This is a genomic window from Lactiplantibacillus sp. ME-2 (genome assembly GCF_022549155.1).
Taxonomy (GTDB): domain Bacteria; phylum Bacillota; class Bacilli; order Lactobacillales; family Lactobacillaceae; genus Lactiplantibacillus; species Lactiplantibacillus plantarum.
In genome coordinates this window covers 1-13,990 of record NZ_JAKZEQ010000053.1, presented here as the reverse complement: position 1 = coordinate 13,990, position 13,990 = coordinate 1, and the positions used below count along the sequence as shown (strand labels likewise).

The window sequence follows — 13,990 nt, the reverse complement described above, 5'->3', positions numbered from 1 at the left end:
TTCGTTTTTCCTCAGATTATACCTGAATTTTTAGTTTTCAGACAGTCCCTAGTATCCCAAGTATCAACCAGCAAACTAGTCAACCCAGAACAGTTATAAAAGGTGGAATAAAGAGTTGTTACAGAACCAGTATCCCATTTTTCAAGATTTAAAGTCGTTAAAGAACTGCAGCCTCCAAATAAAAATGACATATCCGTAACCTTACTAGTATCCCAAGTACCAACATCCAGCGTTACTACTTTAGAACAGTTTTGAAATATACTCCCCAGTGAAGTTACTTGGGAAGTGATCCATCCAGAAACGTCTAGTTGGATGATATTTTTACAATCATAAAACATTCGAAACATGCTAGTTACCTTCGCTGTATCCCAACCACTAACATTAAGTTCAGTTACCAAAGAACAGTCCATAAAAGTAGCAGACATATCGGTTACTCGTGCCGTATCCCAACCACTTACGTTTATTATCTTTACTGAAGAACAATTATAAAATGTATCCGATAGTGTTGTCACATTAACCGTATTCCAGCGACTAACATCTAACTCAGGCAGTGAAGAACAGCCAAAAAATGTACTGTCTAAATTAGTTACTTGTGTTACATCCCAGTTACTCACATCAAGCATAGTGAGTTTTCCACACATATAAAATGTTCTCTTAAAACTCTTTACGTGACTGACATCCCAGTTCGTAGTATTTACTTTGGTTAACACGCTACACCCTTCAAACATTGATTCCATAGTAGTCACTGTTGAAAAATCGGTCTGTCCAAAATCGACTGAAGTTAACTTGCTATCACGATAAAACATAGACTCGGTACTAGTTACACCACTCATCGAAAGCTTATTTAAACCTGTGACTATTGCTACGTTAGCGAGGCTAGCAAACAAGAATCCATAATTCGAAGCCGTTGTGACCGTAATTTCATCCGTAATCTTTATATTCGTAATCAATGAAGCATAATCATACCAAGGCGAACGTTTACCAGTTAAATCAGCAAAGCTACCACCACTAAGCGTTAACACCCCTGCGTCGTCAATGGTCCATGCTACCGTCCCAACAGTTCCAGATTCCACTGCCGTGTCTGCCGTCTCAGTGGTATCATTACCCGTCGTGGTACTAGTCGCCGACGTACTGTCAGAGCTACTCGTATCAGACGTGTCTGTTGTACTCGTCACATCCGCACTCACGGCCATCACATTGGTATCAGTAACTTTGCTAATTGCGCTGCTACTCATCGTCGAAGAACTACTAGTGTCCGGCGCGGCCAGCGCCAATAACGGTGGTATTGTCATATTCAATGGCGCACTACTTCCTAAAATAATACTGATAATTACCATTAATACTTTACATATTCGCCGCACCCGACCATCTCCTTTTAATCAGCAATTCTATGTGACAGCGTAATCTTTTAACTTCAGTCATTGATAGCGCTCACATTTATAGTTACCCTAACTAGCAATCAATAGCAGTCCCAGTAGTAGAACACCTAATGCAACTAGTAACCATTGGCACACTTGCTCACTAGTCGGTGGTAACCGGCCTTGCCAACGATTAGCCTGCACGGTAGTTACAATATAACGCAGGCTATTTTGGACTTCTGATCCGTACTGGCGTCTTTTTGCACCGTTTCTTAATCATTATCGCCCTTTATTAGAGACTAACGGCTCAGCCGTTAACCTTTCATCCACAGTTTGATTATAAAAATAAATTTAATATCGCGCTGATACCCTTATTATCAACAATAGATAACAGACAGTATTGTTTCCCCTGTTTACCGTATAATTATAACATTATTATTTTATAATGGTTAAAAATTTTAACGTATTTATTACATTTATCCACCCCTGTTAATCCAGAAGGCTTACGTGACAGTTAGACCGAATAAACCGGATGGACACCATTAATATTCGGCCTGATTATCACTTTCCAAAATATCCGCAAACTACACATAGCGCTTTTAATCACCCAACCTGCCTAGTTATCTAATCATTGCCAGTTGTAATGATAAATCCCACTAAATAATGCAGCTCTGCTCTCCCTTTAACTCCGAAATTATTCCAATAGAAACTATAATTAATACCATATATTTAATAATCAAATATTAACAGGAACGACCTTTTGTTAGTTTATGACCAAAGAAGACTCGTTCATGACGCTCTTATTGGAAGACTATCAGCGGTACTTTACACAACTCAAGACCGACTTAGCCCAGCACTCACCACTTCAATCTTGACCCGTGATTATTTTTGGCGTATTCTGGTTCAAAGATAACCACCGGTCATTTTTAAATTAGGAGGATCCGACATGGCTAATATCTATACGCCCAGTCAAAAAGCAGCCAAGCGTCAAGCCATCATGACGGCTGCCATTAATTTATTTGCCCATAGGAGCTATCCCGAAATCACCATGCAGCAAATTGCGGAAGCCGTCGGTAGCTCTAAGGGGGCGACTTTTCGCTATTTCACGACCAAAGAAGACTTGTTCATGACGATTTTATTGGAAGACTATCAACAATACTTTACCCAACTCACGACCGACTTAGCCCAGCAACCACCACTATCAGCTGACGACTTTATCGCGTGGATGACCACCCAAACTCGCCAATTAATTGAAGAACATAGCGTTCTGATTCGATTGAATGCCATTCGTGGGCCAATCCTAGAAGGCAAAGCTAACATGCAGGAAACCATCACACAACGTGAGGCCCTGTATCGCGCCAGTCAACGCTTAGGACAACAACTCGTTATCCAAACAGACCACTTATTAGACCAGTCCCAATTTAGCCACCTGTTCATTATTCAAAGTGGCATTATCAGTGGGCTCATGAATATGGCGGCTTTGACCAGCTTTAATCATCATAAATTATCCGTTGATTATCCCGACTTCGAAATTCGACTCATACCGGAGGCCCAACAACAAATTCGTTACTACTTGACCCAATATTTGAAGGAGTTTTCGCACAAATGAAACAATCCCATATCCGTAACTTCGCCATCATCGCCCACATTGATCATGGTAAATCAACGTTGGCGGATCAAATCATGGCGCTGACCCAGACCGTCAGTGCGCGTGAACAACACGCCCAATTATTAGACGATATGACCGTTGAACAGGCTCATGGTGTGACTGTCAAAGCACGCACAGTTCGGAATTACTATCAGGCCGATGATGGTCAAGAATATGAATATAACTTAATCGACACCCCTGGTCACGTTGATTTCAATTACGAAGTGGCTAAAAGCTTGGCTGCTACCGAGGGCGCCATCCTATTAGTAGACGCCACTCAGGGCGTTCAAGCGCAGACCATTGCCAATTACCGAATTGCCAAACAACGTCAATTAACCTTGATACCAGTTCTCAATAAAGTTGATCTGCCCTCTGCGGATATTGACGCTGCGTTGGCCCAATTGAACGACCTCGACTCAGCTTTCACACCCGAGCAAGTCTTGCAAATTTCCGCTAAAACCGGGCAAGGCGTGCCGGCCGTCTTGGAAGCCATCAAGCAGCGGTTGCCAGCTCCCCAAGGCGACTTACACCAGCCACTGAAAGCTTTAGTCTTTGATTCGTTGTATGACCCATACCAAGGTGTCATTGCTTATGTCCGACTGATTGATGGTCAGCTCAAATCGCAACAATCACTGCGCTTAATGCAAGGACAACAGGATTTTAACGGCAAGGCCATTGGTGTCTTCGCGCCTCAAATGCACCCCCAAGAATCGCTAAGCGCTGGTGACGTCGGTTACGTGGTCACTGGTATTAAAGATCCACGAAAAGTCCGTGTTGGTGATACGCTGACGTCCGTCGCCACCCCCACGCAGTGGCCGCTAGCCGGCTACCAACCAGCCAAATCAATGGTCTTCGCGGGCTTATATCCCAAGAATAATGACTATCCCGCGCTTAAGGAGGCCGTTCAGAAATTGAACTTGAACGACCCGTCATTTACCTATGTTGAAGAACGATCCGAGGCGCTTGGCGTTGGCTTCCGTTGCGGATTTCTAGGGACCTTTCACCTCCAAATCATTCGTGAACGACTCCACGATGAGTACGGGGTCGACGTGCTAACAACGGCTCCCAATGTGACTTACCACGTTACACTCACCAATGGTCAGCAAGTGATCGTCAATAATCCCGTTCAGTTTCCGGCATTCAGTCTCATTAAAGAAGTGACTGAACCCTTTATGAAAGCCGAGATCACGATGCCTGCTGACAATCTAAATGCCGTATTAAAGCTTGCGGAACAGCATAAAGGGACCTTGATCGACTTGGCAAACAGCGGGGACTTGATTGTTGCAAGTCTCAAGATACCCTTGTCAGAAATCGCCTACCACTTTTTCTCAGAACTAAAATCAGTCTCACATGGCTTTGCGAGTTTAAGCACCGCCTTTATGGCTAATGAAGTCAGTGATCTAGTCAAAGTTGAAGTTGATATCAACTATGCGCCCGTAGATGCGTTGACCTTCATCGTCCATCGTGAAGACGCCCCCAACATGACGCAGCAATTGGTCGCCAATCTGAAGACGACGGTTCCACGGCAACTATATCCCACACCCGTCCAAGCACGTGTTGAAGGTAAGGTTATCGCCCGCGTCGATGTCCCACCATTGCGTAAAAATGCAGCGGTGAACGGCGAACAACACAGTACTTCCAAAAAAGCGGCCCTACTACGACGGCAAAGCGCTAATAAACGCCGCGCGTCCAAAAATACGATTAAGCTGCCACAAAGTGTTTTTAATGCAATTTTAAGCCTTTAATCAAGTTAGACCATCCGTTGATCTCTGGGTTTCAATCAATCGGGTGAAACTAGCCCTTGCAATGCAGCCAATCAGACGTTGGTTTTCACGTTTAAACAACCCAGCATTAATTTTTAATAAATCTAATTTAACCAGTCAAAACAATTAACTCACGTTTTGGCTGGTTTTATTATGGCACTCGCCGGCGAGTCATTGTTTTGACTGCCATCCTAATGACCATATTTGACATCATGCACCATATCAGTCCCCGGATGAATCAAGTGGTGGCATTGCCGAACTTTCCAAACAACTAATCACACTCGCTTGCAATATCCCCATCAAGTTCTGGCAATCAACAAAAATTCCCCCTTATTGATTTAAACACTGACAGCCAACTTAATATTTATTACCAACTATTTAATTGCAGGTTTCTAGTCAGTCTTAAAAAGGCACCCCAATACTTATTCACAGTGAATAAGTATTGGGGTGCCTTTACATTTGAGACGATCACCAATCAATATTTCGACTTGCCACACCAATCTTGGATTATCCCGCTTACTTCACACCATACTCCAGAACAACCATCTCAGCCATCGTAATTTCATGATACAAGCGGTTAAACAAGTCTTCGCTAATGGCATGTGTCGCATCGTATTGTCGCTGCAAATAATCGCGTTCCGTTTGAAATACTTGTCGATAAATAACCATTAGTTCACGCATTTCATCAGCAGTATATTCAGGATGTTGGACCATCCGACGCCATTCCGAAATAAACTGTCGAACTGTCGTGTGTCCATTCTGTGAACGTAGGTCAAACGTCACCGCAGCTTTAAATTCTTGTGAAATCGGCATTTGCCACAAATCATGAACTCCAGCTTCAATCATCTGTTCTCTAATCACCGCCATTTTGGCCGCACCATCCGTATCAGTCTTAATTTTCGGCAATAGCCAGCGAAAAACAATCGTTGGTACTAATAAGCTCAAAATAATCAATAAGCTTTCAGACATCAAGACTAAATTGAAATCAGTCGTTTTGACTTGAGTTTCCGCAACGGTAAAGGCCAACGCAAACGTCACAGCACCATGAATGCCCCCCAAAGCAAATACCCACGCTTCTCGATTAGGGACATGATGAATAAGTCGAACGTAACCATAACGTGCTAATAGATTGGCCACGTATAAAATAACACCAATTACAATCCAGATCAGTGATCCATTATAAGAGACGGAATGATCCAACGCGGTCCGCAATAACATAATTCCCAATACAATAAAGACCACACTATTTAAAATATCGCTCAATAGGCCAATTAATTGATAAATATCACTGGCGAGCTGAGGATTGGCTAATGCACTCCGCTCCCCTTCAGCATTATGAACTAATCCCGCAAATACAACAGCAATGATACTGGAAACACCAAGTGCTTCAGCACCAAAGTACAACACAAATGGTGTCATTAAATAAATCACTTTTAACGGAGTACCATTATTATACGTGTTATTAATAAAATTAAGTTTAGAGCGCAACATTAATTGTCGAATATAAACAATTAAGCCGCTTACAAGGCCACCAAAAGCAATCCCTCCACCAGCTGCATAGACGAAATCCCATAAGGTCTGCGAATAATTAATATAACCGTTAACATACCACAGAATAGCCATGTTTAGCAGAATGATTCCCGAAGCATCATTAAACAATGATTCTAATTTCAAACTAGTCTGTTCACGCTGCGGTAGCACCCGGCCCATCGTCACCGACTCAGTAGCCGTTGCGTCAGTTGGTGTACTGATAGCAGCCAAGATAAAGGCTAATGGTAGTCCAACACCCGCTAGCAGGCTAGTGCCGAGTCCAGCCATGACTGCACATAAAATCACCATGCCAACTGTAAGACTCACAATTTCTCGTACGTGACGACCAACTAAATTCAGCCGCGTATTCTGGCCTTCAAAATATAATAATGGTGCTACAATCAGTCCAATAAAAATATCTGAATTGAACTTTTCGATAAGGCCATTTAAGAACGGGATAACCGCAATCCCCGCTCCAATAAACATGCTCACATAGTTGACCGATAGTCGTGGGAGCCAACGACGGTTAATTACAATACTAACCATTGCCGCAACCACTAACACACCAGTCGAAATAAGTAGTGCCATTCTGCTTCACCCTTTTTTAATTAATATAACTAATATTGATTATCATCAGTTTAGCCCATCTTGTAAAGTAACCACACTTTATGACACTATCATTAATTGACTTCAAGCTATGATCTCATAGCCCACTAAATAACTGCTTATATCGTCACTACCATCATTTTAAATAATGGTTGTTTGTAGGAAAGTCGCCTTAGACTCGACCATCACATCAAAATAGCGTACCAAGAATTTAGCTTTCAATTCTCAGTACGCTATCTTATTAAAAACTTCCGTTTAATTTTCGGTATAATGTAGCATAATTCTACTTCTCCTGATGATGCCGAAATGCTTCAATCATCGTCCATGTCAGGCTCGTGTTCGTATCATTATGAGGAATTTGGTCACGCTGGAACCATTGGGCTTTCGATAGTTCGTCCGTCTCTAGCTCAATTGCCACGTTCTCATTAAGGTCCGCAAAATAGCCGGCCAGTAAGGAGTGTGATGGCGCCCACGGTTGGCTACCGAAGTACCGAATATTATGAACTTCAAGGCCGACTTCTTCAAAGACTTCCCGGCGAACGGTATCTTCAAAGGTCTCACCGATTTCGGTATAACCTGAAATCAGTGAAAAATGATTGTAGCCGGATAAAAACTTGGTCATCAAAATTTTATCACCATTCGTCACGCCAACAATAATCGCAGGCATAATCGTCGGATAAATCGTCTGACCACACGCTGCACACACCAGTGACCGTTCCGTAGCGCCTGGATGTAATGGTTGGCCGCAATGCCCGCAGAACCGCTTCGTATCATACCACCAAGCCAAATGGGCAGCCGTCGCACTACTGAAAGCCAACCAGGCCGGTGTTAGGTCTCGGAACCCTCGAGTGGTGCCAACGGTATAGTTATCATTCGCAACCGCATCAACATCGACCCAGAAAAAGGCCGCCTGATCGACAGCCAGCAAATACTGATACTGGTCAGGGCTAAACGCGTAATCCGCATCGATATCTTCGTACTTGGGCAAGGTTCCATTCATTAAAAGCACCTGTTGTTGACGACCAATTAAGATATAATCGCCCGACCGGGGTGCCCGCTGCTGATCATTCTGATTTTTTAAAACGTGTGGTTGAATATCTTGAAACATGTTGGGCCCACTTTCCTGTATAAATTCATTAGTTTGAGAACAATGGTTTTATTATAACGGAGTCACTGAATTTTTACAGGCCTGCAATCTCAGCCGGTCCTTTTACTTAAGCAAGCTCACCGTATCAGTACTTTCTCACTGTGAGGTTAATCTTCTACTCGTCAGATTTCGCGTTCGCCTTTAACCGCTGTACCAATTTGGCTATCAACGGCCGGGACCGGTTTGATTTTAATAACGCCACGATGTCATAGCCTTGTTGCGCAGCATCCGTAATCGGCAAATACGCGACTTGTTCATCATGCTCAGTTGGCACTAACCCCGCAGGATAGAATGCCAAAGCTTGGTTCAACGCAACCAACAAGTGCATCTGTTCTGCACTCGGCACTCGCCGAATCTGCTCATAGTTTTGGATAAATGGGGCACTAGCCAAAAAACTTTCTAATAAAAATGTCGAGCTTTCTGGGCTGTAATATAAAATGGGCAAAGTCGCCAACGCACTCGGTGGCAATTGTGACAATCGACTCAGTGGATTTAGCCGGCTCACCCCAATCACCATTTGATTATGATAAATTGGGACAGCGGTTAACTGTGATTCTGGAGTAACGGCGGGACGGCCATAATTAATCGATAGTGCTAAATCAAGTGAACCATCAGCTACTTGCTGCGCCAGATGCTCGTTACTCCCTTGCCGAACAACGAGTTGCAGCTCCGAATGCTGTTGCTTTAAATCGTATAAGGCCGGTAATAGGAGCCGCTGCTCAAAGGCTGAGAAATAACCGACTCGTAAGATTTGATCAGTAGGAACATTAAATTGACGTAACTCCGTCAAGGCCGTCGTATAGTTGTTCACAATATCCTGAGCAGATGCCCAAAATAACCGCCCCTGAGGAGTCAATTGAATTCTGTTCTGTCCACGGTCAAATAACGTCACTTTCAATTCATTTTCTAACTGGGTCATTTGCTTTGATACCGTCCGCTGTGAACGGTATTCACGGGCAGCCACTTGCTGAAAACTACCATACTGAACAACTTTTAAGAACGTCTGTAGCCGGTCAAGATCCATTTTTTCAACTCCATCCGCACGATTGATTCGCCTGCCGAACCAAATTGTCTGTTTGCTAACCACCATACCCCCGTTATGATGAGGGTGTGATAGCGGTTACTTCATTATAGTAATGGTGAATTCAGCCGTCAAATGCTCATTAGATAACAAATCAGTTTGGAGGAATTGACATGACGTTAGCAAAACATGATTCATACGATATTGTCGTCGTTGGTACCGGAGCAGCAGGAACAGCGGCAGCCCTAGAAGCCGCACAACACGGCGCGTCCGTGTTATTACTCGAAAAAGGACGCCATACTGGCGGTAGCAGCAATTACACTGAGGGTCTCTTTGCCGTCGACTCATACTTACAAAAGGCCCAAAACATCAACGTTTCCGCCACTGACGTTTTAAAAGAAGAAGTCGACTATTCTAAATATCGCGCTGATTCTCGAATCTGGCGTCGTTACTTGGACGATAGCGCCAACACGGTGCAATGGCTTAAAGATCAAGGTGTCGAATACGAAGGCGTACAAGCAATGGGTGCCGGCGAAGCCACGTGGCATATTTATAAAGGAATGGGCCAAGCCGTCTTACATGACGCTTTACAACCACAAGCACAAAAGCTGGGTGTCGAACTACTGACTTCCACGACCGCCACCACGCTACATCAAGCCACTGACGGTGCAATTACCGGTGTAACGATTCAAAGTGCCGCCACTAATGAGACCCAAGTCATCAATACGGCCGCAGTCATTCTTGCTACCGGTGGTTACCTCAATAATCCCGACATGATGCAGAAACTGACCCACTATGACACGCGCCGCTTAATTCCAGTTAGTTCAGGTAAAGGAACTGGTGACGGTCTTCGGCTAGCGTGGCAAGCCGGTGCACAACAATATGGCACGGGAATGGCGATGCTCTTTGGCGGTTATCTCAAAGATCCGAGCGAACCTTCCTTTAAGTACATGGCCTCCCAGATGGAAACAGCGGCCGGTCAGCAACCGTTGCTCTGGCTAAACGAACATGGGGAACGATTTGTCGATGAAGCTGTCGTTTATAACTTCTCATACGCCGGCAACGCGCTCTACACCCAAAACCAAGTATTCAGCATTCTCGACCAAGGTGTGATCAACAAAATGGCTCAGGACGGGAACTTCATGGGCTTAGGTGTTTACGTTCGGCGGGGCGAAAAAATGACGAAACTCCAGGCTGAAATCGATGCAGCCGTGGCCGCCAATAAACCATTTATTTTTAAAGCCGATACGATTGAAGCACTGGCGACCAAAATGCACCTACCTGTTGATCAAGTCCCCCACTCCATTCAAACTTACAACCAATATTGTGATAATGGTCAAGACGATGATTTCGGCAAGAATCCTGAATATCTCGTTAAAGTTTCGCAAGGTCCATTTTACGGCTTTGAACTCAATGTTGGTGCCTTTTGTACCATGGGCGGTCTCAAAATAACCACTAATAATGAAGTTTTAGACACTACTGGTCAGCCGATCACCGGTCTATACGCTGCTGGCAACGACGCCGCTGGACTAACTGGTGATACGTATGGTCCTAACATGCCTGGAACCTGTGTTGGCTACGCCTTCTACTCTGGACGCAATTCCGGTCGGCACGCGGCGCAATACACGCACCAGCAGTCAATCGTTAGTCATTAATCCCTTATTTATAAACCTAAAACGACCTTCCCGGAAGTTATCTGGAAAGGTCGTTTTAGGCTGTCTTCACATTGACACGCTGATGGGCAGTTTAGTGACTACCAATTTCACCGCAACCTCGCAAGTTAATCGGTAGCTCTGGCTTGAGCGCCATTCTTAGGCAAGTTTACCAACTTGCCTTTGCGGACCACCAAACTTTAAAAAAACAAGCATTTCAGCGCTACCAGCGTGCACTTCTTAATGTCCATCCGTTCTAACTCAGCTCAACATCGGCGTTAAGTACCGTCAAATAACGGTTTTTTCCATAATTTTGGAAAGCACCGGCATCCAGCCATTCACAACTAAGTGCCAAAACGCCCACCAAACTAGCTAGACCCGCCCAAATAATGGTGCTACACTTTAACTAATTTAGTGTGCTTATGACTAAATCAATCATCAAAAGGAGTATGATTATTTTGAACAAGCGAAAAATTATCACTAATAACCCACCAAAGTGGCACTTAATTACTGGGATTGCGGCCACAATTTTGGCTGGCATTATTTTGACCAATCAAGACGCCTTTGCGGCCACTGATTCGCCAATAACACCCACTACCACCGCGCCGACTGTTCAGCAAACAGCGCCGACTAACCCGCTATCCGGCAGTCAAGTTACCTTAACATCGACAACTGGTAGTAGCGCAACTGGCAGCACTACAACCAGTAGCCCTGCAGCAACCAGTACCGCAGCACTGCCCGCGAAATCAACGGCTACTAGTGGCTCATTGATGTCAGCAATGGCCAGCTCTTCAGCGACAAGTGGTCACGCCGCCGAACCTAGTTCAAGTGTGACCGAGGCAGCAAGCACCAATAACCTGATCCCAACTTCGGCGGCCATGGCCAGCTCTGCGACCACTAAGTATCCAACAGACACAACTGCAACGCCTAATGCTAGTTCCAGTCCAACTAGTGCTGAAAGTAGTACACCCAACAAGGCTATGAGTACAAGCCAGCAAACTGACAGTTCTAGTGTAATTCATTCAACGACCCCTGCTAGCTCTACAAGTATGCCCGTACCAACTTCAGTCGGCAGCATGACAACCGCCAAGACGGCTAGTGCCGCTGCGCCAGACGTCACTAATAGTACGGCAGCTAACAGCACGGCTCCTACTAGTGTGACGACAACTGATAGTGCTGCCGAGTCAATGCCGCTTTCGACTTCCAGTGAGACTAGCTCAGAAAAATCAGCCGCAGCAAGCACTACAAGTACAAGCCAGATATCTGACGGTTCAGAGGTTATTCATCCAATGACGAGTGCTATTTCGAGCAGCTCGTCTGCGCCCACTAGTGGTGCTAAGATGGCAGCTAGTGCGGCAAGCGCCGCCTCGGCTAGCGTGATAACCAGCGCCGTCAATAGTATCGCTGCCAGCACGTATTCCGCCGACGCTAGTGCTGCTAGTGTCGAAAGCGCCGCAACACCTGACACTTCGCATGCGACTGTTCCCGCTAGCACCGCGACTTCGGCAGCGACTACTTTTCAAATTACCAGTGTTATTAATAGCTTAGCTTCCAGTACCTATTCCGAATATGCCGAACAAGCTAACGCAGAAGCTGCTTCAGCGGCAACGACAGCTGAAAAGCCCGCGACTAGTGTTGGTACAGTCGTGCCGACCGCAGCGACGACGCCAATTGAATCTATTGATACTTGGATGCCGAACAAGCACCTTCAAGAAGCCGTTTTACGCGAGTTACAAGCTTTGAAACTCCCCGACCATCAGTTTAAATCTGTTAACGATATTACTAAAGATGATATGCAATTATTAACCCAATTCTATGGAGAAAACACTTATATTGATGGTCATACACCATACTCCTTGGAAGGGCTGCAATATGCGACGAACCTGAAAACCATTTGGCTCAATAACGGTCTCAACGCACTTGGCGGTTATTATAACGGCGACGTGACTGATATTTCACCATTGGCTGGTCTGACCAAATTAACTGTGCTGAATATTCAGCATAACCGTGTCAGTGATTTATCGCCGATTACGCATTTGACAAACCTACAAGAACTGGACGTCGCTTACAACCATATTGCTGATTTGTCAGTCTTTAAAGACTTACCGAACCTCAAGACAACTACTTATCTTGGGCAGACAATTCTAGAACCGCTCGTTTATGTCGATCAAGACACGACCAGTGCAACCTTAAAGAACCGCTTTTATTTACCAAACGGGCAGCAAGCTGTCCTTAAATCGCAAGCCGCCATTTTGAAACCAGTTCAACTAACTCCTAACGGCCAATTCTACTACCGGTTCTACTTCAACGGCGCGGGAAAAGCCGTGAATGGTGACCTGAGTAACGTGGTACCCGACGGTCAAGGTGGGTTGACATTCAATCAGTTAGTACCACAGATTCCAGGCTTCACTGGTGATGCCAACGGTCAGTTCGTCACTAACGGCGTCAGCATCAACGTTGTCCCAAATGATAAAAACTTTTATTTGGTTGCTCAAGGCTCAGATGGCAGTTCACCGGTGTTCCATGTCTTTCAGCCCTATGTATTAGCAGCCAAAGCGGCCCCAGTAACCATTCACCATGTCGATCGTAACGGTGCCGCTCTGCGCGACTCGGAAGAATTGACCGGCCTCGTTGGTGAAGATTATCAAAGCACCCCGGCTGATATTACGAACTATACCCACGTTGAAACCCAAGGCGCCCCACAAGGTACTTTCAGTGCGGAACCGCAAGCGGTCACTTACGTTTATGATAAAACAGCTGGGGCCCCTGTGACGGTCAGCTATCAGGATGAACAAGGAAAGACCCTGCAGCCAGACACGACTTGCAACGGTTTGGCAGGTGATCCATACACGACCAAGCCGCTCGAAATCGCGGGCTACGATCTCACAAAAACACCTGACAACGCGGCCGGCACGTTTACAGCTGAACCGCAGCACGTTATCTACATTTATACAAAACAAGTTCCACAGCCGGTGACTGCCAGCTATCAAGACGAAGATGGCAAAGCCTTACAACCTGATATCACCCACACTGGTGAAATCGGCGCAGCATATGAGACTAAGGCGCTAGAGATTCCAGACTACGACTTAGTTAAGACTATCGGCAACGCAACTGGTACCTTTACCAAGGAACCGCAACAAGTCACCTACATCTATACCAAGCAGATTCCACAGCCGGTGACTGCCAGTTATCAAGACGAAGATGGTAAAACCTTACAACCTGATATCACCCACACTGGTGAAATCGGCGCAGCGTATGAGACTAA

8 protein-coding genes are annotated in these 13,990 nt (G+C 45.2%); 4 read left to right on the top strand and 4 right to left on the bottom strand.

Features of this window, described 5'->3' with window-relative positions; all coding sequences use genetic code 11:
- Nucleotides 1–11 precede the first annotated feature (11 nt).
- Nucleotides 12–1,337 (bottom strand): DUF285 domain-containing protein, encoded by a 1,326-nt coding sequence (locus MMY95_RS14120; protein WP_238352244.1) that lies wholly within the window; start codon nucleotides 1,335–1,337, stop codon nucleotides 12–14.
- Between the two features lie 967 nt (nucleotides 1,338–2,304).
- Here MMY95_RS14120 and MMY95_RS14115 point away from each other — a divergent pair.
- Together MMY95_RS14115 and lepA are read left to right on the top strand one after the other, a co-directional pair.
- The gene (locus MMY95_RS14115) at nucleotides 2,305–2,967 is read left to right on the top strand and encodes a TetR/AcrR family transcriptional regulator (protein WP_015380951.1); all 663 of its coding nucleotides are present in this window, start codon (nucleotides 2,305–2,307) and stop codon (nucleotides 2,965–2,967) included.
- Entirely contained in the window at nucleotides 2,964–4,751 is a 1,788-nt protein-coding gene (lepA, locus tag MMY95_RS14110) for a translation elongation factor 4 (RefSeq protein ID WP_053267550.1), read from the top strand. The genes MMY95_RS14115 and lepA overlap by 4 nt, the downstream gene beginning before the upstream one ends.
- A gap of 534 nt (nucleotides 4,752–5,285) precedes the next feature.
- Here lepA and MMY95_RS14105 read toward each other — a convergent pair.
- The 3 genes from MMY95_RS14105 to MMY95_RS14095 all read right to left on the bottom strand — a co-directional run bounded on the left by MMY95_RS14105 (nucleotide 5,286) and on the right by MMY95_RS14095 (nucleotide 9,076).
- On the bottom strand, nucleotides 5,286–6,887 hold the full coding sequence (locus tag MMY95_RS14105; RefSeq protein ID WP_053267549.1) for a cation:proton antiporter: 1,602 nt from the start codon (nucleotides 6,885–6,887) through the stop codon (nucleotides 5,286–5,288).
- A 301-nt stretch (nucleotides 6,888–7,188) separates the two neighbouring features.
- On the bottom strand, nucleotides 7,189–8,013 hold the full coding sequence (nudC, locus tag MMY95_RS14100) for an NAD(+) diphosphatase (protein ID WP_003642367.1): 825 nt from the start codon (nucleotides 8,011–8,013) through the stop codon (nucleotides 7,189–7,191).
- Between the two features lie 154 nt (nucleotides 8,014–8,167).
- Nucleotides 8,168–9,076, bottom strand: a complete 909-nt coding sequence (locus tag MMY95_RS14095; RefSeq protein ID WP_053267548.1) for a LysR family transcriptional regulator — start codon at nucleotides 9,074–9,076, stop codon at nucleotides 8,168–8,170.
- Between the two features lie 170 nt (nucleotides 9,077–9,246).
- On the opposite strand from MMY95_RS14095, the gene MMY95_RS14090 reads away from it, so the two are divergent.
- Nucleotides 9,247–10,728: an FAD-dependent oxidoreductase gene (locus MMY95_RS14090; RefSeq protein WP_053267547.1), complete on the top strand. Its 1,482-nt coding sequence runs from the start codon at nucleotides 9,247–9,249 to the stop codon at nucleotides 10,726–10,728.
- 455 nt (nucleotides 10,729–11,183) lie between these two features.
- A partial coding sequence (locus MMY95_RS14085) for a MucBP domain-containing protein (protein ID WP_241277736.1) occupies nucleotides 11,184–13,990 on the top strand: 2,807 nt, incomplete at its 3' end.

Bases quoted from the DNA above. Each gene is read 5' to 3' on its own strand.
- MMY95_RS14090 (WP_053267547.1), top strand. From the start codon at position 9,247: ATGACGTTAGCAAAACATGATTCATACGATATTGTCGTCGTTGGTACC.
- MMY95_RS14105 (WP_053267549.1), bottom strand. From the start codon at position 6,887: ATGGCACTACTTATTTCGACTGGTGTGTTAGTGGTTGCGGCAATGGTT.
- lepA (WP_053267550.1), top strand. From the start codon at position 2,964: ATGAAACAATCCCATATCCGTAACTTCGCCATCATCGCCCACATTGAT.
- MMY95_RS14095 (WP_053267548.1), bottom strand. From the start codon at position 9,076: ATGGATCTTGACCGGCTACAGACGTTCTTAAAAGTTGTTCAGTATGGT.
- MMY95_RS14115 (WP_015380951.1), top strand. From the start codon at position 2,305: ATGGCTAATATCTATACGCCCAGTCAAAAAGCAGCCAAGCGTCAAGCC.
- MMY95_RS14120 (WP_238352244.1), bottom strand. From the start codon at position 1,337: ATGGTAATTATCAGTATTATTTTAGGAAGTAGTGCGCCATTGAATATG.
- nudC (WP_003642367.1), bottom strand. From the start codon at position 8,013: ATGTTTCAAGATATTCAACCACACGTTTTAAAAAATCAGAATGATCAG.